We start from the raw sequence: 20328 nt of genomic DNA, 5'->3' as shown, positions 1-20328 counted from the left end.
CGGGCTGGCTGCCCGGGCTGGGCGCACACCCGGCGAAGCACATCCGATGAGCCCCGGCCGGGTTGGCTCGCCGCCACGTCCCCCCGGCCCGGACCATCCCCGACCACCTCTCTCCGTAACCATTACAGCAAATAGTTGGCTAGCCACATGTTTGCTGTTACCTTGATTATGTGTCCAGCCACCTAAATGGGTGGCGACACGAGAGGAGTCGTCATGAAAGCCATCCTGTTCGACCGTTTCGGAGGCACCGACGTGCTGCACGAGGCGGACATCGAGGTCCCGCAGCCCGGCCCCGGGCAGATCCGCGTCCGCGTCAAGGCGGCCGGGCTGAACGCGCTGGACGGCAAGATCCGCTCCGGGGCGATGGAGGCCGCGTTCCCCACGCCGCTCCCCGCCGTCCCCGGTGCCGAGATCGCCGGCGTGGTGGACGCCCTGGGTGAGGGCGTGCAGGACGTGAAGGTGGGCGATGAGGTGCTGGGCTGGTCGGACACCGGCTCGTACGCCCAGTACGCGCTGGCCACCACCGTGGCCCTCAAGCCCGCCGGCCTCGACTGGCAGCACGCGGTCGCGCTGCCGGTGGCGAGCGAGACGGCCGAGCGGGTCCTGGACCTGCTGGGCGTCGCCGCCGGGGAGACCGTACTGATGCACGGCGCGGCCGGAGCGGTCGGCACCCTGGCGGTCCAGCTCGCCACGGCCCGCGGAGCGCGTGTCATAGCCACCGCCGGCCCCGCGAACCAGGACTACCTCACCTCGCTCGGCGCCACCGCGACCCTCTACGGCGAGGGTCTGGTCGAGCGGGTCCGGGCGCTCGCCCCCGACGGCGTGGACGCGGTGTTCGACCTGGCCGGGAAGGGCGCCCTGGAGGACTCCATCGCCCTGCGCGGCGGCACCGAGCGCATCGTCACCATCGCCGACTTCCGTGCGCACCAGCTCGGCATCACCTTCTCCAGCGGTGGCCGGCAACGCTCGGCCGCCCGCCTGGCCGCCCTGGCGCAGGACGCCGCGACCGGCAAGCTCGTCACCACCGTCACCGTCTACCCGCTCACCCAGGCCGCCACGGCCCAGCAGGTCAGCGACGCCGGGCATGGCCGGGGCAAGCTCGTCCTCACCCTCGACTGATCACGCCCGCCTTTCCCTCTTGTTCTGCCTTGTTCTGCTCAGCACCGCACCGAAGGACCACTCATGCTGAACGCCCTGTGGACACCGACCACCGTCGGCGACATCAACCTCCCGCACCGCCTGGTCATGGCCCCCATGACCCGTGACCGCTCCACACCCGAAGGCGTCCCCACCGAGCTGAACGCCGAGTACTACGCCCAGCGGGCCTCGCACGCGCTCATCATCACCGAGGGCACCCAGCCCAACGCGGACGGCCAGGGCTACCTCCTCACGCCCGGCATCCACAATGACGACCAGATCGCCGGGTGGCGCAAGGTCACCGACGCCGTGCACGCGGCCGACGGACGGATCGTCATCCAGCTGATGCACACCGGACGCATCTCCCACCCAGACAACACCCCTCACGGGCGTCAGCCGGTCGCCCCTTCGGCGGTCCAGCCGCAGGGCGCGATGTTCACCGCGTCCGGGCCCCAGGAGATGCCGACGCCCCGTGCGCTGTCGACGCAGGAGGTCGTGGCGACCGTCGACGACTTCCGCCGCGCCGCAGCGGCCGCCGTCGCGGCAGGCGCCGACGGCGTCGAGATCCACGGCGCCAACGGCTACCTCGTGCACCAGTTCCTCGCCGACAACACCAACCAGCGCACCGACCAGTACGGCGGCTCCATCGACAACCGCATCCGCTTCGCCGTCGAGGTCGCCACCGCCGTGGCCGAGGAGATCGGCGCGGACCGCACCGGCCTGCGCGTCTCCCCCGGCAACCCCTACAACGACATCGCCGAGTCCGACACCGCCGAGCTGTATCCGGCGCTCCTGCGTGCGCTCAGCCCGCTCGGCCTCGCCTACCTCCACGTGATGCACTCGGGCGACGACGAGCTGCTGGGCACCCTGCGGTCGCTGTGGCCGACCACGCTGATCCTCAACCGGGCCGGCACCGACCTGCCCACCCGCGCGAAGGACATCGACCACGGCACGGCCGACCTCGTCTCCGTCGGCGCCCTCGCGCTCGCCAACCCGGACCTGGTCGAGCGGCTACGCTCTGACGCGCCGCTGAACACCCCCGACCCGGCGACCTTCTACGGCGGCGGAGTGGCCGGCTACACCGACTACCCCACCCACACCGTCTGAGGAATCGATGTCCGCCTCCACACACCGCACGCCCTCCACGGCCAGCGAGGGGCCGATGAGCTACGCGATCTTCCAGCTCGCCCGCGCCCACCGCGCCCGCGCCGCCGCCATGCTCCGTGCGATGAACCTGCATCCCGGACAGGAACTGCTGCTGATGCAGCTCCTCGACCGGGACGGCCAGACCCAATCCGAGCTGCTCGAGAGCGTCGGCCTGGACCACTCCACCGTCTCCAAGTCCCTGCGCCGCATGCAGGACGCCGGACTGCTCGTCCGCGAGCCGGCCGCACACGATCGGCGCGTCATGGTCGTCCATCTCACCGACAAGGGCCGAGCCCTGCGCGAGCCCATCGCGGCGATGTGGCAGGCCCTGGAGGAGACCTCCGCGCTGAACCTGTCGGCGCAGCAGGCGGAGTCGTTCGTCCGCACCGCCTACGCGATCGCCGACGCGATCAACAGCAGCGCTCTTCCGCGGGAAGAGTCCGAGTAACTCCCCAGGACAACGCTGCAGTTCACGAAGGCCCGTGCCGAACGGAGCCACGCGCCCCGGCTGTCTGAAGAAGCCCGGTGAGCTGAGCGGCCGGTGCCCCGGCGGATGCCCCGTCGGAAGGACGGCGGGGCAGGGCAGCGCCCCCGCGGGCCCCCACCACCCTCCCCCGCCGCCGGCCGACCGGCCGCACCTCGATGACGACCGCATCGCCCACGTTCCGCGGTCACCCCTGCCCCGCGCACCCCATCCCCCCACCACTGACCTGATGGAAAGTGAGACCCCCATGACCACCACCCTCCCCGTCCTCGTCGTCGGCGCGACCGGCTCCCTCGGCGGCAAGGTCGTCGACGAACTGCTGGGGCGCGGCAAGAACGTCCGCGCCCTGGTCCGGCCGACCACCGACGCGAGCAGGCTCGAAAAGCGGGGTGTCGAGATCGCCCGCGGCGACATGCTCGACCTCGACTCGCTCGTCGCCGCGATGAACGGCGCCGATGCCGTCATCACCACCGCCGCCGGCTACACCCGCGGCGGCCGGAACGCGTACGACATCGACACCGTCGGCAACGCCAACCTCGCCGAGGCCGCCCACCGCTCCGGCATCCGGCGGTTCGTCCTGACCAGCATCCTCACCAGCGACCAGACGCCCCAGGTCCCGCACTTCTGGCACAAGAAGATCGCCGAGGACAAGCTCGAGCAGCTCGGCGTCCCGTTCGTCGCCCTGCGCCCAGGGGCGTTCCTCGACCAGATCGCGACCATGGCGGGCGACCCGCTCGACAAGGGCCGCCTGACGTGGATCGGCAAGGCCGGCGTCCCGCTGACCTTCGTCCACACCTCCGATCTCGCGGCGTACCTGGCGGCCGCCGTCGACGCCGAGGCCGCCAACGGTGAGCGCGTCGACATCGGCTGGGACCGTCCGGTCAGCATGCGCGAGATGGCCGACCTGATGGGCAGCCGGGCCGGAAAGAAGATCAAGGTGTGGGCCGTTCCTTCTGCTGTCGCCCGCGCCGCAGGGACCGTCGCCGGCCGCTTCCTGCCCCTTGTCAAGGACATGGCCGCGATGTTCGGCTGGTTCGACACGGGCCGCTACGTCGCCGACACCCGCCGCCAGGACCAGCTGTTCGGCCCCGTCCCCACGGCCGAGGACGTCCTCGCCCGGTACACCGACGAGCTGGGCGCGGCACGGCTCCGGTGACCGGCCCGCATGCCGTTCCGGTCAGGCGGTGAGGCCGGCGTCGCGGGCCACGAGGGCGGCCTGGACGCGGTTGGTGACCTCCAGCGCGGTCAGGATGCGGCTCACGTGAGCCTTGACGGTGCTCTCGCGCATGGCGAGACGAGCGGCGATGTCGGCGTTGGTGTCGCCCTGGGCGAGCAGGGCGAGTACGTCCCGTTCGCGGGGCGTGAGCCGCTCCAACCGTGCCTGGGCCGCGGTGACTTGGGGCTGGTTGATGGCGTGGTAGCGGTCGATGAGGCGGCGGGCCGCGGTGGGGTGGAGCATGGCCGACCCGGCGGCCACCAGGTGGACGGCACGCAGTATCTCGGCGGGGTCGGTGTCCTTGAGGAGGAACCCGTCGGCTCCGGCGGCGAGGGCGTCGTAGACGTATTCGTCGAGGTCGAAGGTGGTCAGGGTGATCACCTTCGGGGGGTGCGGGAGGGCCCGCAGCCGGGCCGTGGCGGTGATGCCGTCCATGCGGGGCATCCGTACGTCGACGAGGGCGACGTCGATGCGGTGTGCTGCGGCCTGCTCGACGGCCTGCAGTCCGTCGGCGGCCTGGGCCACGACCTCGATGCCGGGGTCGCCTTCGAGGAGGTCGGTGAGGCCGAGGCGGACCAGGGCGTCATCGTCGACGATCAGGGCACGGATCATGTGGGGGTGCCGTTCTGCTCGATGCCGAGGGGGTGGGGGATGCGGGCGGCCACGCGCCACGCGCCCGCGCCGGCCGGTCCGGCGTTCAGGTGGCCGCCGAGGGTGGTGACGCGTTCGCGCAGGCCGACGAGTCCGTAGCCACTGCCGACGGTGTCCGTGCGGGGAGTGCCGGCAGGGTTGGTGACCTCCACGAGGGTGGCGGGCGGCCGGTAGTCGATGCGTACGGTCACCGGAGCACCGTCGGCGTGCTTGCGGGCGTTGGTCAGTGCTTCCTGGACGACGCGGTGCACGGCCAGGCGGTGGGTGGTGGGAGCCTGTTCGGGAAGGCCGTCGGTGGTCAGCTCGACGTGCTGACCGGCGGCGCGGGCCTCGTCCGCCAGTTCCCCCACCTCCCTCATCACCGGCGTGAGCGCTGCGTCGGCCGGCGCGGCGTCGGGGTCGCGCAGCACACCGAGAACGTCGCGCAGATCGGTGAGGGCTTCGACGGAGGCCGTGCGCAGCAGACCGAGTCGTTCGACGACCGGTGCGGGCAGCATGTCGCCCTTGGTGGCCAGCACGCCGGTGTGCAGGGCGATCAGGCTCAGACGGTGGGCCAGGACGTCATGCATCTCGGCGGCGATACGGGACCGTTCCGCGATGCGGGCCGCTTCCTCGCGCAGCTGCGACTCGATGCGCAGGTGCTCGACGTCGGCCGCCAGTGCCTGGACCAGGCGGCTCCGGCCACCCCGCCACAGCCCGACGAGCACGGCCAGCACGGGGAGGAGCAGCGTGGACGCGTAGGACTGCGCCGTCCACAGGGAGGTGTCCTGGTAGCTGAGCAGGTTGGCGCCCAGGGCGGCGACGGCACAGCCCACCGCCACCCGCGCCCGGCGATCCACGGCCAGGTCGAACAGGGCGACCGCCAGCAGCGGCAGCAACGGCCATCCCCACCACGCCGTGGCCACGGTGACCAGCAGCGGCGCGACCGGCCATCGCAGCCGGGGCACGAGCAGGGCCGTTCCGCACACCAGCGCCGCGGTGATGACGGCAGCCAGGTGGCGCCCTGCGAACGACATGTCGTTCAGCGCGGCGGCCACTACGCAGAACGCCACGAGGACGCCCCGTCCGTAGGCCTGCCACCTGCGGCCTTCTCTGCTGCTCACCGGGCCCATGCTAGGCAGACCCGTGTGCCGTTCCGTCCGGCGATCTACGATGCTCACCCCCTACTTTCGTAGGGGCATGCCGTCGCAGAACGGCCGATCCAATGCCGGACGCGGCTTTCTAGCGTCGATTCCATGAACGACTGGACCACCTCCCACGACCGTGTCCTGGCGCAGCGCAACGCCGAAGGCTGGATGTTCCTGATCGAAGCGGCCCGTGATCTGCGCACCACGGGCGCCATAGCCCCCAGCGGCACGGCCCTGGCCCGTGCACTCACCGAGCCGGTTCGGGCTCAGGCGCCCCGCCCGCTGGCGGTCCTGGAAGCCGGTGCCGGCACCGGTCCGGTCACCCGGGCCCTGATCCCTCAGCTGTCCCGCGGCAGCCGGCTGGACATCGTCGAGGCCAACCCCCGTTTCGCCGCACGACTGCGCCACCTCGTCACCGCGCACCCGCATCTGGCGGCCAGGCCGGCCCAGGTGACCGTGCATCAGACCTACGTCGAGCAGCTCGACACCGACCAGCGGTACGACGTGATCGTCTCGGGGCTGCCGCTGACCAACTTCACGCCCGCGCAGGTCGAGCGCATCATGGCCCGCTACCTGGAGCTCCTCCACCCCGGCGGAACGCTGACCTACTTCGCCTATCTCGGCACCCGCAAGGCCCGCGCCCTGACGGCATCGCGAGCCGAGGCCCGCCGGCACGCCGCCGTCGACGAGATCATGGCCGCCTACCAGCGGACGTACGCCACGGGCTGCTGGACGGTATGGGCCAACCTGCCCCCCGCCTGCGTCTGGCACCTGCAACGTCCCCTTCTCTCCGCGGAGCACTCTGAGCCGCAGTTCGACGGGGCGAGGCGGTGAACGCGCTGTCCGACATCCTCGGCGGCCTCCCACCGACCGCGGCGTACGCGGTGGTGACCGCCGCCGTCCTGGCCGAGTCGGTCCTTCTCATCGGCGCCTTCATCCCCACGCTGACTCTGCTCCTGACTGCCGGCGCACTGGCCCGCACCGGCCACATCAGCCTTCCCCTCGTCATCGCCGCCGCGGCCGGAGCCGTGATGGCGGGGGACTTTCTCGCCCACCGCACCGGCAGGTATCTCGGTGACCGGCTGCGCGGAGGCCCGATGGGCCGTCGGATACCGGGCGCCGCCTGGCAGCAGGCCGAGACGCTGATGACGCGCCACGGCGGCCGGGCGGTCTTCCTGGCCCGCTTCCTGCCGGTGGTGCGCACCCTCGCCCCGCACTCCGCGGGCGTCGCCCGCCTGCCCTACCGCCGCATCGCCCCGTACAGCGTCCTCGCCGCCTGTGTGTGGGCCACGGCTGAAGCGGGTGTCGGATATGCCGCCGCGACCTCTCTCCAGCGCGTCCTCACCCTCGGCGGCCCTGCCCTCGCCCTGGTGGCTCTGGTGGTGATCGGGGGCGCCCTGCTGTGGCGAACATGGTCAAGCAGGTCGGACGAGACCGGTGTCGTAGGCGAAGATCACCGCTTGGACCCGGTCCCGGACTCCGATCTTGGTGAGGATGCTGCTCACGTGTGACTTGACGGTGGACTCGGCGAGGGAGAGGCGTTCGGCGATCTCGGTGTTGCTCCAGCCGGTCGCGACGGCGGTGAGCACCTCGCGTTCGCGGTTGGTGAGGCGGGCCAGCTGACGTTGCTGTTCGGGCGTGTGACCGGGCAGACGGCTGCCGAAGGCATCGATGAGCTTGCGGGTCAGACCGGGCGAGATGACGGCGTCCCCGGCGGCCACCGCGCGGATCCCGGCGACGAGTTCGTCGGGCATGGCGTCTTTCAGCAGGAACCCGGAGGCTCCGGCGCGCAGGGCGTCGTAGGCGTATTCGTCGAGGTCGAAGGTGGTCAGGACCAGGATGCGGGAGCGGCCGCCGGACTCGACGATGCGTCTGGTGGCCTCGATGCCGTCCATGCCGGGCATACGGACGTCCATGAGGACGACGTCGGGTTTGAGCTCGGCGGCCTTGCGGACGGCTTCGGCACCGTGGGTGGCCTCGCCGATGAGGGTGAGGTCGGGGTGCTGTTCCAGGAGCATGCTGAAGCCGAGGCGTTGCAGGGCCTGGTCGTCGACGATGAGCACGGTGGTCATGTGCGGGGGTGCTCCCTTGTTGCCGTTGGGGTCGTTTTGACGGGCGGGGCGGTCAGGAGACGCGCGTGGACGCTCCAGCCGCCTTCGCGGTTGGGCCCGGCGGTGACCCGGCCCTGGTAGATGGCCGCGCGCTCGCGCATACCGACCAGACCGCGACCGCTTCCGGTGCCCCGTCTGCGGGACCGGGGTGTGCGCGGGGGGCCGGTGTCCTCGACATCGACGTGGACCGTGTCGGAACCGACGGCCACCCGGACGCTGACGGAGGTGTCGGCGGCGGCGTACTTGAGGGTGTTGGTGAGGGCTTCCTGGACGATGCGGTAGACGGCGAGCTGAAGGCCCGGGGCCAGTGCGGTGAGGTCGCCGTCGGTGCTGAGGGTGACGGCCGTACCTGCCGCGCGGACACGTTCGATCAGCGGATCGAGGTCGGCCAAACCGGGCTGCGGGGCGAGCGGGGCATCATGCGGCCGGTCGGCCTCGTCGCCGATGACGGCGAGGAGGCGGCGCAGTTCGGCGAGGGCGCTGCGGCCGCTGCCGGCGATGATCCGCAGGGTCTCGGCACCGCGGTGCGGCTTCGCCTCGGTCAGGCCCGCGGCGCCGTCGGCCAGACCGACGATCACGGCCAGGGTGTGGCCGAGGATGTCGTGCATCTCCTTGGAGACGCGGGCGCGTTCCTGGGCGACGGCGAGGCGGGCCTGCTGGTCCTTCTCCTTCTGCAGGGCGGCGATGACGACGTTGACCAGGCGGGTGGCGAGACCGAGACCGGCGATGGCCGTCACCGTCACCACCCCCAGCAGGATGAGGATTTCCGGCCGGGTGGCGTACGCCGGCCGGCCGTCGCTCCAGAGCGTGGCGGCCCAGGCCACCAGTTGCACCAGGGAGACGGCGACGGCGATGAGCAGCCGGCCGGGGGTGGCGAAGCGGCCGACGTTGAACAGGGCCACGATGCGGGCGACGTCGGCACTGGCGTTGGCACCGTGGAGAGACCCGGTGGAGGCCATCAGCACGGCGGTGGCGGTGATGAGCGCGAAGACCAGCATGGGCCTGCGCTCCCGCCACAGCAGCGGCACGGCCACGGCGACGGTGAGGACCAGCTCTTCGGCGACCCCGGATCCGCCGACGGGATCGAGTACGGACGGCAGTCCCAGGACGGCGCAGAACAGCGGTACGCCCCACCTCCGGACCCGGGGGTGGGTCCGGTCCGCCCACCGCCAGGACGACAGCCACGCGATGATCGACACGATCACACGCTGCTCGGCATCGTTCGTCAGTGCCTCGGGCAGCTCGGGCCGGGAATCGTGTGGGGGCGTGGGGGTCAAGGTCTGTGCCCTTCGCGGTGCGGGCGGGCGGCGCCTGGGGCAGAGCGCCGACCGGGACCGATCGCTCTTCCGTGATCGTAAGAGGTCTTGTGTGGACGGGCCTGCCGGGCCCGGACCTCACCCTAGAAGCGGTATCGACGGGCGCCACGGCACTGTGGGCGGGAATACGGCGACGCCGGCCGGTACCGGAGTACTACGTTCATGCTCCTGGCGGCTGCTATGAGGCGAGCGTGCGGAGCACGGCGTCGGCTATGCCCTGCTCGCCGTGCGCGTTCGGGTGGACGGCGGCGGCCGGGCTGCTGGGCCGGAGGGGCTCTATCCAGCGGGTTTTCCGCGCGGAGCAGGCGTCGTGGCCGACGGACGGGGAGTAGGTGTCGACGTACGTCGCTCCGGCGGCCTCGGCCTGCTCGTGCAGCATGGTGTTGAGCTGCTCCCCCTTGTCGTGCAGGTAGCTCGCGTCGCCGGGCGCGAGGGGGAGCTCCCTGCCGCAGCCCTTCCCTTCGGCGGGCAGGATCGCCGGATAGCCGACGACGTAGACCCGGGCCTTCGGCGCGCGCCGTGCGATCTCGGCCAGCGCCGCGGAGAGCGTTCGGCCGGTTGCCCGGATCTTCTGTTTCACTTCGTCGGTGCCGCCGTCGACGTACTGCTTCTCGCAGGGCGCGTCGTCGGAGAAGAGGCGGCCGCTGCCGGTCGCGCGGTACATCGCACCCATCGTGACGCATCTCGTGACCGTCGAGGCGAAGCCGATGTCGTTGCCGCCGATGCCGAGGGTGACCAGCCGGGTCCGCTTCGAGAGGGCCGAGAGCTGGGCGGGGTTGGTGCCGTTGGACGTCTTCTGCGGGGCGGTGAGGGCGATGACGGTGGCGCCGCTGCAACTGACGTCATGGAAGTCGGCAGCCGGCACGCCGAGGTGGCGTGCCACGAGTGCGGGGTAGTTGTGGTCGGAGCGGTCGCAGCCGGCCGGTGTCCCGGTTTGCCGGGGGATCCTCGGGCCGGAGGTGTAGGAGTCGCCGAGAGCGACGTAGGGCCCGGGCTGCGGTCGCTCGTCCTGGGAGCTGTCGTGGTTGCCGTCCGGCCGTCCGATGAGGACGGCGGTGAGCAGAACGCCGCAGCTCACGATCCCGGCCAGAGCTGCGCGTGCATACGCTCCCATGGGTTTTCTCCTGTCGTCGTGGCGGTGCTGGATGGCGGGGCATTCCGTGTGCGGGCCGTTCCGCGGTCACGCGGGGCGTTGCTCCAGGGAGTTGGCCGGCGCGTTGGGGATGAGGACGGCGTGGACGGTCCAGCCGCCGTGCGGGTTGGGGCCGGCGGTGACCTCGCCCCGGTAGAGGGCGGCGCGCTCGCGCATACCGACCAGGCCCCGGCCGCCGCCGGCGGGGCCGCGCCGGGCACGTGGGGTGCGGGGCGGGCCGGTGTCCTCGACGGTGAGGCGCACGGTGTCGGGGTCGGCGGCGATCGAGACGTGGACCGAGGTGTCGTAGGCGGCGTACTTGACGGTGTTGGTCAGGGCCTCCTGGATGATGCGGTAGACGGAGAGCTGGAGTCCGGGGGCCAGACCGGTGAGGTCGCCGTGCGCGTGCAGGGCGACGGCGGGGCCGGCGGCGCGGACCCGGTCGAGCAGCGCGTCGAGGTCTGCGAGGCCGGGTTGCGGGGCGAGTGGGACGTCGTGTGAGCCGTCCCTGCCGTCCTGGTCGTCGCCGATGACGGCGAGCAGGCGGCGCAGTTCGGCCAGGGCGTCGCGGCCGCTGACGCCGATGATGCGGAGGGTCTGGGCGCCGCGTTCGGGCTTGGCCTCGGCGAGAGCGGCGGCGCCGTCGGCGAGACCGACGATGACGGCGAGGGTGTGGCCGAGGATGTCGTGCATCTCGCGGGAGACGCGGGCGCGTTCCTGTGCGGTGGCGAGCCGGGACTGCTGGTCGCGCTGTTTCTTGAGTGCGTCGATGTAGGCGTAGGCCAGCCGCAGGAGCAGGCCCAGTGCCGCGAACGCCGCCACGGCGACCATCACCATCAAGGTCACGGGCTCCGGACGCGTGACGTACTCCAGTTGCCGGCCGCGCCAGAAGAAGTAGGCCCATGCGACGAGTTGCACGAGAGTGACGCCGGTGGCGACCGCCAGTCGGCGTGGGGTGCAGTGCCGGCCGACGTTGAAGAGGGCGATCACCCTGGCGAACTCTGCGCCTGTCAGCACACCGAGAGGAAGGGACACGATCGAGACGGCCGTGGTGAGGGCGAAGATCAGCATGGGACGCCGCTCCCGCCACAGCAGCGGGACGCAGAAGGCGAGGACGATCGGCAGCTGGGGGTCGCTGACGTTGTGGGGATTGACGTAGGCGTCGCTGCCGACCGCGAAGCAGAAGACCGGCATCGCCCACCGCCGGGCCCAGGGGTGGGCCCGGTCGGCCCGCCGCCACGAGGCGAGCCGGGAGGCCGCCGACGCGATCACCCGCTGCTCGGGATCGCTCGTCAGGGCCTGGAGGAACTGGCGCTCGTCCGGGCGTGGGGCGGGAGCGGGGGCACTCGGTGCGGGCACGGGGGTTGGCCCTTCGCAAGGTCGGGCCGCCCGCCGGCCCGGGGGGATCGGGCCGGCGGGCGGGGCGGGGAAGACGGCCGGTGGGAGTCGACCGCCACGTCAGGAGCCGGTGCGGAAGCCGGTGCTGCGGCCCGCTCTCGTCAACTCCTGCGCATCGGGTTCTTCAGCAGCTTCCTGCGGGCGGGTGCCTGCGACTCCGTCGAGTCGGCCTGCTGGGCAGGTGCCGGCGTTTCCGTATCGTCAGAAGTGCGGACGCCGGTGAAGGCCCGGGGGGCGCCGTGGTCGTCCGATCCTGCGTGGACCGTCGCGGCGACACCGGCGGGCACGGGTTCGGGCGCGGAGTCCGTCTGCTCGGCTTCCCGATCGGCTTCGAGAGCGTGGCGCAGTTTCTCGCCCTCGACGTCCACGTTCGGCAGGATTCGGTCGAGCCACTCCGGCAGGGTCCAGGAGCGGTGGCCGAGCAGGGCCATCACCGCGGGGACGATGGTCATCCGGACGACGAAGGCGTCGAAGAACACGGCGGCGGCGAGCCCCAGGCCGATGGATTTGATCAGCACCTCGTCGTCGAGGAGGAATCCGGAGAAGACGGAGACCATGATGACCGCGGCGGCGGTGACCACCCGGCCGCTGTGCCGGAAGCCCTGCACGATGGCCTGTGTGGGTTCGGCGCCGTGGACGTACTCCTCCCGCATCCGGGAGACGAGGAAGACCTCGTAGTCCATGGCGAGTCCGAACACCACGCCGATCAGCACGATGGGCAGCAGGCTGACGATGGGTCCGGTCTGGTCGACGCCGAAGAGGTCCTTCAGCCAGCCCCACTGGAAGACCGCGACCAGGACACCGAGGGTCGAGACCACGCTGAGCAGGAAGCCGAGAGCGGCCTTGAGCGGGATCACGATCGACCGGAAGACCAGCAGGAGCAGGATCAGGGCCAGCCCGACGACGATGGCCAGGTAGGGCACGAGGGCGTCGGAGAGCTTGGTGCTGACGTCGATGTTGACTGCGGTCAGGCCGGTGACCATCAGTTCGGCGCCGGTGTCCTGGTGCAGGGCGGCGCCGTGGTCGCGGATCTCGCCCACGAGGTCCTTGGTGGCCTCACTGGTGGGGGCGCTCTTGGGGACGGCGCCGAGCAGGGCCACGTCGCCGGTCTGGTTGAAGGAGGGAGGCCGGACGGCCGCGACATCGTCCAGCTTGCTCAGCATGGTGTACGCGTCCTGGGCGGCGGCCTTGGGACTGTCGCTGTCCCGGGCGTCGACGACCACGGTGAGCGGTCCGTTGAAGCCCGGCCCGAAGCCCTTGCTGAGGGTGTCGTAGGCGATGCGCTGGGTGGTGCCGGGGGGCTTTCCGGAGTCGTCGTTCAGGGCCATCTTCAGGGACATCGTGGGGATGGCCAGCAGGGCCAGGCCGGCCACCGAGACGACGAGCACCTTGACCGGGTTGCGGGTGACGAACCTCGCCCAGCGCACGCCCATCGACTCGCCCTCGCCGCGCTCCAGCGCCTTCATGCGGCGGGTGTGCAGCCTGCCCTTCATGATCCGCATACCGGCGAAGCCGAGCACGGCGGGCAGCAGGGTCAGCGCGATGATCACGGCTACGGCGACGGCGAAGGCGGAGGCCAGGCCCATGGAGGTGAGCATGCCGATGCCGATGACGCTCAGGCCGCTCAGCGCGACGATCACGGTCAGGCCCGCGAAGACGACCGCCGATCCGGCGGTGCCCAGGGCACGTCCGCAGGCTTCCTCGGGTTCGTGGCCGTCGCGGATCTCGTTGCGGTAGCGGGAGACGATGAACAGGGCGTAGTCGATGGCGACGGCCAGACCCAGCATCAGTGCCAGGGTCGTGGAGGACGAGGCCAGGTCGAAGAAGTGCGTGGCGAGTGTGACCGACAGGACGGCCGCGGCCACCCCGAGGATCGCGGTGAGGAGGGGCAGTCCGGCCGCGATCATCGAGCCGAAGGTGATCACCAGGACGACGGCGGCGACCCCCACGCCGATCAGCTCGGCCGCCTTGCTGGTGGCCTTGTTCTCGACGGCGTTGCCGCCCAGGCTCACCTTCAGGCCCGCCTTCTCGCCCTGGGCGACGACGTCGGTCTGGACGGTGTGGGCCGCGGCGCCGACGTCGGCCTGGGCGACCTTGTAGGACACCTGGGTGTAGGCGATGGTGCCGGACCTGCTGACCAGGCCGTCGGCGAAGGGATCGGTGACGCCCGAGACCTGCGGTGACTTCTCCAGCCTCGCCACCAGGGACTCGACCTCGGTCCTGTTGGCGGCGGAGGTGAGCTTCTGCCCGCTGGGCGCCTCGAACACGACACGCGCGGTGGCGCCGTCGGCGGAGGCCTGCGGGAACTCCTTCTGGAGCAGGTCGATCGCCCGCTGGGACTGGGTGCCCGGAACGCTCAGGGCCCCGGAGGAGGTGCCGGGCGCACTCATGGCGCCGATGCCGATGGCGGCGAGGACGGCGACCCACAGCATCGCGACGACGCGTCGTCGCCGGAACGCCAGCCGGCCGAGCCGATAGAGGAAGGTGGCCACGGAGTACTCCCACCAGGAGAAGAGATCATTGGGTGAGCCGGTCCTGACTGACCCGCGATCTCAACGTAGGAGCGGTACCGGGCGACCATCCCGTACCGCGGAACCGAATCCGGCGAGGCCCCCTAGTACCTCAGTACTATTCCGTCTTCGCTCAGCCCTTGACCGCCGAGCTGGCGACGCCCTGGACGAACCAGCGTTGGAAGAACGCGAAGACGATCAGGACGGGCAGGACGAGAAGGACGCCGAAGGCGAGGATCTGGCCCCAGTCCGGGGGCTGTTGGCCCTGGAAGACGCTCATCTCCAGCGGGAGGGGGCGGACGGAGGGGTCGGAGACCATCAGGACCGGCCACAGGAAGGAGCCCCACTGGGTGAGGAAGGTCAGGATCGCGATGGAGGCGAAGACCGGTTTGCTCATCGGCACGATGATCGCGAAGAAGGTGCGCCACGGACCCGCTCCGTCCAGCCGGGCCGCCTCCTCGATGCTCGGCGGGATCGAGCGGAAGAACGTGTGGAACTGGTAGATCGAGAAGGCGTTGGCCACGAACGGGATCGCCTGGATGTAGATCGTGTTGCGCTGCTCGTTGAACATGTAGAACAGCGGCACCGCCACCGACTCGAACGGGACCAGCATCAGCAGCAGGACGAGCGTGAAGACCGCCTCCCTGCCCCGCCACTTCAGCCGTGACATGCCGTACGCGGCCATCGAGTTGACGAACAGGCCACCGGTCACGACCACGAACGCGACGAGCAGGGAGATGCCCATGAACCGCCAGAAGTAGCCGGTGCTGTCGGAGTTCAGGGCGTCGAGGACACGCGCGTAGTTGTCGAAGGACAGGTGGGTGGGGAGGAAGCCGCTCAGGCCGTTCAGTACTTCGTCGGAGGGCTTGAGACTGCCGAGGAGCAGATACAGGACCGGCAGGACGAAGACGAAGGCGAGCACGCTGAGGACGGCGTAGTCGCCGACGCGGCGCAGGCGCAGCCGACGGCGTGGCGCGCGGGTCGCGGTCGTAGCCGTGGTCGTGGTCGTGGCCATGTGGGGTCAGTCCTCGTTGTCGGGCCGGACGACGCGGCGCTGGATGAGGGTCAGGGCGACGACGATCAGGAAGAAGACGACGGTGATCGCGGATGCCTGACCGATGTTGTTCTGGTCGAAGGCGGTGGTGACGGCCTGGTACATGACCGTCCGGGTGGCGTCCTCGTCGAGACCGCCGCCGTGGATGAGGACGTACACCTGGTCGAAGACCCGGAAGGACAGCACCGAGGTGAGCGTGGCGACGAAGACGAGCGTGCCGCGGATGCCGGGCAGCGTGACATGCCGGAACTGCTGCCAGGGCGTGGCCCGGTCGAGCTCGGCGGCCTCGTACAGCTCGCCGGGGATCTGCTGGAGGCCGGCCAGCAGAATGACCATCTGGAAGCCGACGCCCTGCCATACCGACAGCACGATGACCGAGGCCATGGCGGTGGCGGAGTCGCCGAGCCAGTCGAAGGCGCCCCAGTTGCCGAAACTCACCGCGTGCAGTGCGGAGTTGAGCAGGCCCTGGTCGCTGCGGGCGAGGATGAGCCGCCAGATCACGGCGACCAGCGTCATGGGGAAGACGACCGGCATGAAGAAGAAGGAGCGGAAGAGGCCGATGGCCTTGAGCTTGCGGTTGAGCAGGATCGCCAGCGCCAGCGCCAAGCCCGTCTGGAGCGGTACGACGACTACGGCGAAGGTCAGGTTGTTCAGCAGGGCCCGCAGGAACGGGCCCGACAGGTCCGGGTCGGTGAACAGCCGCCGGTACTGCTCCAGGCCGAAGAACGAGGGGGCCAGGGGCGAGCCGAGGCGGACGTTGTAGAAGGAGAGGACGACGGCGTAGGCGAACGGGATGCCGACGAAGGCGACGAGCCCGGCGACGGCGGGCGCGGACATCAGCAGTCCGTGCAGCCAGTCGCGGTTCCTGGGCCTGTTCCGGGGCCCGGAACGGGTCGACCGGGCTGCTTTCACGGCGGTCATGGGCGGGCTGTGCTCCCGGTCGGGGGCCGCGGCGGGCGCGGGGTCCAAGGGGTCCACTGGTTCCACTGTCTTCACGGGTGGGTCCTGTTCCCGGCGCGGCGGGCAGCGTCTGCGCGTACCCGCCGCGGCCGACACGGTCCTACGGGATCTTGTATCCGGCGTTGTCGGAGAAGTCCTGGTCGATGGAGCGGGCGGCCTTGGCCAGCGCGCTCTTCGGGTCGGCGCCGCCGTAGATCGAGTTCAGGGCGTCGCTGAACTTGGCGGTGACCGTGGGGTATCCGGCCGTGACCGGGCGGGTGACGGCGACGCAGGACTTGGTGATGTCACTGTCGCCGCAGGGCTTGGCGAGCTGGTCGGCGAAGAGCTGGAGCGGGCCGCCCCGCTGGTAGAGGGGGCTGGCGGCGAGCGCGGTCTTCGTGGCGGGCGGGGCGCCGTTGGCCGTCGTCATGGCGGTGACGTTGGTGTCGTTCATGAGGTAGTCGAGGAAGGCGCCGGCCGCCTTGGCGTTCTTGGTGTTGGCGCCGATGCCCCAGGCCCACGAACCCTGGCCCGACTTGGGGCCGTTGCCGAAGTCGGGAAGCGGCAGGACGACGAGGTCGCTGCCGAGGGCCTTGCTGTAGGCGGGGTACATCCAGTGGCCGACCCAGCTGAGAGCGACGCGGCCCTTGGCGAAGGCGTTGCCGTCCGTGTTGGGGTCGGTGTAGGTCTTCCAGGACTGGAAGGTCTTCATGGCCGAGACCACGGCCGGGGTGTCGAGGGCGCCCTCCGCCTTGCCGTCCTTGAGCAGGGAGCCGCCGGCGGACCACACGATCGGGGCGAAGCCGTAGGTGCCCCACTCGTTGGACAGGCCGTTGTTCTCCTGGAGGTCGAGGACCTTGCCGTCGGAGTCCTTGGCCTTGAGTGCCTTGAGTGCGGCGGTGAACTGAGGGGCCGTCCAGTCGTCGGACAGGCCCGTCGGGTACTTCACCCCGGCCGCGTCCAGGAGCTTCTTGTTGCCGTAGACGCCGAGCCCGGAGTCGTACATGCCCAGGCCGTAGTGCTTGCCGTCGACCTCGCCCTGCGCCTTGCTCGCGGCGGTGGCGTTGCCCATGGTCTTGGCGGAGACGTACGAGTCGATCGCGGCGAGCTTCTTGTTGTAGACGAAGTTCGCCATGGTCGGTCCGTCGAACTCCATCACGTCCGGCAGCTGGGAAGCGTCGGTGGCGGTGATGGTCTTGGTGTAGTCGTTGCCGGGTATGAGCTTCAGCTCGACCTTGATCTTGCTCTGTGAGGAGTTGAAGGACTTCACCGCGTTCTGCAGGGCGGTGTCCTCGCTCTTCTGGCCCTGGTGGGCCCAGACACTGATCGTGCCCTTGCCGCTGCCCGCGTCGGCGGAGGTGCCACCGCTGCCGCCGCCGCAGGCCGCCAGGGCGGCGAAGGGCAGGACGAGGGCGAGACTCGTACAGGCCGTGCGGCGGTACCTTCTGCTGGTCGAGCTCATGGTTGTGCCTCCGTGCGATGCGAGGGTTTCGAAGTGCGCTGGTGCTTTCCGGCGTGGGGCGTGGGGTACCTCGGGCCTGACGGCCGCGGAGGGGTCACTGAGGTCCGCGCGGGCGCGGCGGGGCGGTCGTCTCGCGCAGGACGAGACGGATGGGCATCTGCACGTGCCCGGGTGCCTCGGTGCCCGGCTCGTCGAGCTGCCGCAGCAGCAGCCGGGCGGCCTCGGCGCCCTGGCCGGCCACCGGCTGGGCGACGGTGGTCAGTCCGATCACGTCGGCGAGCTCGTGATCGTCGAAGCCGACGACGGACACGTCGTCCGGCACCTTCAGCCGGTGCCGCCGCAGGGCGCGCAGCGCGCCCATCGCCATCTCGTCGGACTGGGCGAACACCGCCGTCGGCGGCCGGGAGGCGGCCAGCAGTTCGGTCATGGCCCGCTCGCCGCCCTCGACGGTGTAGTCGCCGTCCGCCTCCAGGGCCGGATCGTGCTCGATCCCGGCCTCGGCCAGCACGTCCAGGTACGCCTGGCGTCGCGCGATGGGCGTGGTCCAGTGCTGCGGCCCGCTCGACCCGCTGATCATGGCGATCCGGCGGTGGCCGAGGTTCACCAGATGCCGTACGGCGCTCTCCGTGCCGGCCCGGTCGTCGATGCCGACCACGGTGAAGCCGGGCCGGGCGCCGCCGACCGTGCTGGCCAGCGGCACCCCCAGGGAACGCAGTGCGGCCGACTCCTCGTCGTCGGGAATGAGCAGCGACAGCAGCGCGTCCACCCGCTTGCGGACCGGCATCCTGGTGAAGAAGCGCTTGCGGGTCTCCGGCGAGCCCAGGTTGTACAGCAGGACGTCGTACCCGGCGGCGCTGAACACGTGCTCGGCGGCGTCCAGCACGGTGCCGAAGAACCAGCGGCCCACGTACGGGACCACGACGCCGATGGTGAAGGTGCGCCCGCTCGCCAGGCTGGACGCCGACTGGGACGCCGTATAGCCGAGCTGCGCGGCGACGGCCGTGATCTGAGCGCGCACCTCGTCGGACACGCCCTGCCGGCCGCGCAGGGCGCGGGACACGGTGGACGCCGAGACTCCGGCGGCGCGGGCGACATCGGTGATGCTCACGGTCACAGCGCATTTCTCCCGTCGGTTTCACGTCGGTGTGATCTGGGGGTGACGTGACCGTAAACCCGGCCTCCTTGTTGCGCAAGCGTTTGCGTTCAGTTTTACTTGGGCCGATTCTCAAGCGAGACCTTCTGGATCACTGGTCAGCGCACGCGTTTGCGCGCTGCGAGCCGACAGGAACTGTGCATGCGATACGCCCCGCCCGGCCTCTGCGTGAACGACTTCGCCCTGCTCCGCGACGACGACGGCACCTACGCGGTGCTGCATCTGCAGGGCCCGTGGACGGCCGAGTTCGACCACCTGAGGATGGAGACGTCGTACGGCAGGGCCACGTCCACCGACCTGGTCCGCTGGAGGCCGGAGGGCACCGCCTTCGGCAACGGACTGCCCGGTCGCTTCGACCAGCAGGCGGTGTGGACCATGCACCCCGTCCGCCACGGCACCGGCATGGCGATGTTCTACACGGGCGTTTCCGGTCTCACCCCCGACGGCTGGCCGCTGCAGTCGGTCGGGCTGGCGTACTCGGACCGCACGGACGGCACCGGCTGGCGGCGCCACGGCACCGGACCGGTCGTCGAGGCGGACGCGCGGTGGTACCGCGCCGGCGAACACATGGGCTGGCGCGACCCGTTCGTCGTACGCGACGACGAGTCGGACGGCTGGGTCATGGTGATCTGCGCAGCCGACGCCTCCCTGCCGGTCGAGGTCAGCGGCTGTGTGGCGTGGGCGACGTCGGACGACCTGGAGCACTGGACCGTGCAGCCCCCGCTCATCTCACCGGGCGACGTGGACGAGTTGGAGTGCCCGGTCCTGGAACGCCTGGACGACGGCAGCTGGTTGCTGCTCGGTTCCATCGGCGCGACGCGCGGCTTCGAGGCATGGACGGCGCCCCGGCTGCGCGGTCCCTGGACCCGCCGCGGTCCGCTGGGCCCGACCGGCTCGTACGCTCCCCGGGTCATCGCCGCTCCCGACGGCTCACGTGTCGTGCTGCACACCACCCCACGCCGCGTCGGCCTCACCGACTCCGGCGAGCGCTGCCGGGGGATGCTCGCGCAGCCCAAGTCCCTTGTGGTGCCGGAGGATTCGGCGCCCCGACTGGAGTGGTGGCCGGGCCTGGACGGCTGGCTGGGCGAGGAGACGGAGGAGCCCGTGCTGCACGCGGTCGGCGACGTGGACGTCTCGGGGCGGATCGAGATCACCCTGCGGACCGGAGACGACGGCCGGCCCGCCCTGGCCGTCGGGTGCGACGGCAAGAACCTCTGGGTCACCGGCCCCGAGGGCAGGAGGCTCGCCGAGTCCGACCTGACCGAGCCCGCCGCCACCCTGCGCATCCTCACCATCGGTGAGTACGTCGAGGTGTACGCCGACGGCGCCTTCGTCCTGACCAGCCTGTGCTACTCGGGTCACCCCGCCCCCTGGACGGCGGTGACGGAAGGATGCACCCGCACCCTCACCGTCCGTCCGGTCCACCTGCCCGACCCCGGCCGCGACGACGCCTCGGCCATCTGGCCCGGACCGGTACCGACCTGAAAGGCAC

Annotated in this window: 18 protein-coding genes; 7 read left to right on the top strand and 11 right to left on the bottom strand. The window is 70.9% G+C overall.

The genetic code is table 11. The annotated features are described in order from the left end of the window. The first annotated feature begins 213 nt into the window (after window positions 1-213). The 4 genes from M2157_RS32725 (at window position 214) to M2157_RS32710 (ending at window position 3923) form a co-directional block, all read left to right on the top strand. On the top strand, window positions 214-1119 hold the full coding sequence (locus tag M2157_RS32725; RefSeq protein ID WP_280866998.1) for an NADP-dependent oxidoreductase: 906 nt from the start codon (window positions 214-216) through the stop codon (window positions 1117-1119). Between the two features lie 63 nt (window positions 1120-1182). Then, complete coding sequence (locus M2157_RS32720) at window positions 1183-2244, top strand: alkene reductase (protein ID WP_280866997.1); 1062 nt, start codon at window positions 1183-1185, stop codon at window positions 2242-2244. Between the two features lie 7 nt (window positions 2245-2251). Continuing rightward, window positions 2252-2731 carry a MarR family winged helix-turn-helix transcriptional regulator gene (locus tag M2157_RS32715; RefSeq protein ID WP_280857417.1) on the top strand — a complete coding sequence of 160 codons (480 nt, stop codon included), beginning with the start codon at window positions 2252-2254 and terminating at the stop codon, window positions 2729-2731. Between the two features lie 283 nt (window positions 2732-3014). Then, complete coding sequence (locus tag M2157_RS32710; protein WP_280866996.1) at window positions 3015-3923, top strand: SDR family oxidoreductase; 909 nt, start codon at window positions 3015-3017, stop codon at window positions 3921-3923. Window positions 3924-3944: 21 nt separating this feature from the next. Here M2157_RS32710 and M2157_RS32705 read toward each other — a convergent pair whose 3' ends face one another. Further along, a complete protein-coding gene (locus tag M2157_RS32705) occupies window positions 3945-4595 on the bottom strand; it encodes a response regulator transcription factor (RefSeq protein WP_280866995.1) in 651 nt (216 codons plus the stop codon). After that, window positions 4592-5746: a histidine kinase gene (locus tag M2157_RS32700; RefSeq protein WP_280866994.1), complete on the bottom strand. Its 1155-nt coding sequence runs from the start codon at window positions 5744-5746 to the stop codon at window positions 4592-4594. Before M2157_RS32700 ends, M2157_RS32705 begins: the two co-directional genes overlap by 4 nt. 123 nt (window positions 5747-5869) lie before the next feature. On the opposite strand from M2157_RS32700, the gene M2157_RS32695 reads away from it, so the two are divergent. Both M2157_RS32695 and M2157_RS32690 read left to right on the top strand, forming a co-directional pair. Further along, entirely contained in the window at window positions 5870-6595 is a 726-nt protein-coding gene (locus M2157_RS32695) for a methyltransferase domain-containing protein (protein WP_280866993.1), read from the top strand. Next, window positions 6592-7272, top strand: a complete 681-nt coding sequence (locus M2157_RS32690; RefSeq protein ID WP_280866992.1) for a DedA family protein — start codon at window positions 6592-6594, stop codon at window positions 7270-7272. The genes M2157_RS32695 and M2157_RS32690 overlap by 4 nt, the downstream gene beginning before the upstream one ends. On the opposite strand, the gene M2157_RS32685 is transcribed toward M2157_RS32690, so the two are convergent. The 9 genes from M2157_RS32685 to M2157_RS32645 form a co-directional block, all read right to left on the bottom strand. Next, window positions 7177-7833 carry a response regulator transcription factor gene (locus tag M2157_RS32685; RefSeq protein WP_266522960.1) on the bottom strand — a complete coding sequence of 219 codons (657 nt, stop codon included), beginning with the start codon at window positions 7831-7833 and terminating at the stop codon, window positions 7177-7179. The two genes, M2157_RS32690 and M2157_RS32685, sit on opposite strands and share 96 nt — an antisense overlap. Further along, window positions 7830-9071, bottom strand: a complete 1242-nt coding sequence (locus tag M2157_RS32680) for a histidine kinase (RefSeq protein WP_348541811.1) — start codon at window positions 9069-9071, stop codon at window positions 7830-7832. The genes M2157_RS32685 and M2157_RS32680 overlap by 4 nt, the downstream gene beginning before the upstream one ends. Before the next feature lie 295 nt (window positions 9072-9366). Then, window positions 9367-10302: an SGNH/GDSL hydrolase family protein gene (locus M2157_RS32675; protein ID WP_280866991.1), complete on the bottom strand. Its 936-nt coding sequence runs from the start codon at window positions 10300-10302 to the stop codon at window positions 9367-9369. 66 nt (window positions 10303-10368) lie between these two features. Next, a complete protein-coding gene (locus M2157_RS32670) occupies window positions 10369-11679 on the bottom strand; it encodes a histidine kinase (RefSeq protein ID WP_280866990.1) in 1311 nt (436 codons plus the stop codon). 140 nt (window positions 11680-11819) lie between these two features. After that, a complete protein-coding gene (locus tag M2157_RS32665) occupies window positions 11820-14210 on the bottom strand; it encodes an MMPL family transporter (RefSeq protein ID WP_280866989.1) in 2391 nt (796 codons plus the stop codon). Window positions 14211-14361: 151 nt separating this feature from the next. Then, window positions 14362-15243 carry a carbohydrate ABC transporter permease gene (locus M2157_RS32660; protein ID WP_280866988.1) on the bottom strand — a complete coding sequence of 294 codons (882 nt, stop codon included), beginning with the start codon at window positions 15241-15243 and terminating at the stop codon, window positions 14362-14364. 6 nt (window positions 15244-15249) lie between these two features. Then, window positions 15250-16203, bottom strand: coding sequence for a sugar ABC transporter permease (locus M2157_RS32655; RefSeq protein ID WP_348541834.1), 954 nt, complete (start codon window positions 16201-16203; stop codon window positions 15250-15252). Between the two features lie 139 nt (window positions 16204-16342). Beyond that, a complete protein-coding gene (locus M2157_RS32650; protein WP_280866986.1) occupies window positions 16343-17683 on the bottom strand; it encodes a sugar ABC transporter substrate-binding protein in 1341 nt (446 codons plus the stop codon). Between the two features lie 94 nt (window positions 17684-17777). Continuing rightward, complete coding sequence (locus M2157_RS32645; RefSeq protein WP_280857421.1) at window positions 17778-18791, bottom strand: LacI family DNA-binding transcriptional regulator; 1014 nt, start codon at window positions 18789-18791, stop codon at window positions 17778-17780. A 186-nt stretch (window positions 18792-18977) separates the two neighbouring features. Between M2157_RS32645 and M2157_RS32640 the strand changes: the two genes are divergently transcribed. Further along, window positions 18978-20321 carry a mucin-1 gene (locus M2157_RS32640; protein ID WP_280866985.1) on the top strand — a complete coding sequence of 448 codons (1344 nt, stop codon included), beginning with the start codon at window positions 18978-18980 and terminating at the stop codon, window positions 20319-20321. Window positions 20322-20328: the final 7 nt, after the last annotated feature.

This window comes from Streptomyces sp. SAI-127 (assembly GCF_029894425.1).
Classification (GTDB): Bacteria; Actinomycetota; Actinomycetes; order Streptomycetales; family Streptomycetaceae; genus Streptomyces.
Note: the sequence above shows the minus strand (reverse complement) of the source record. Positions and strands in the feature narration are given on the sequence as shown.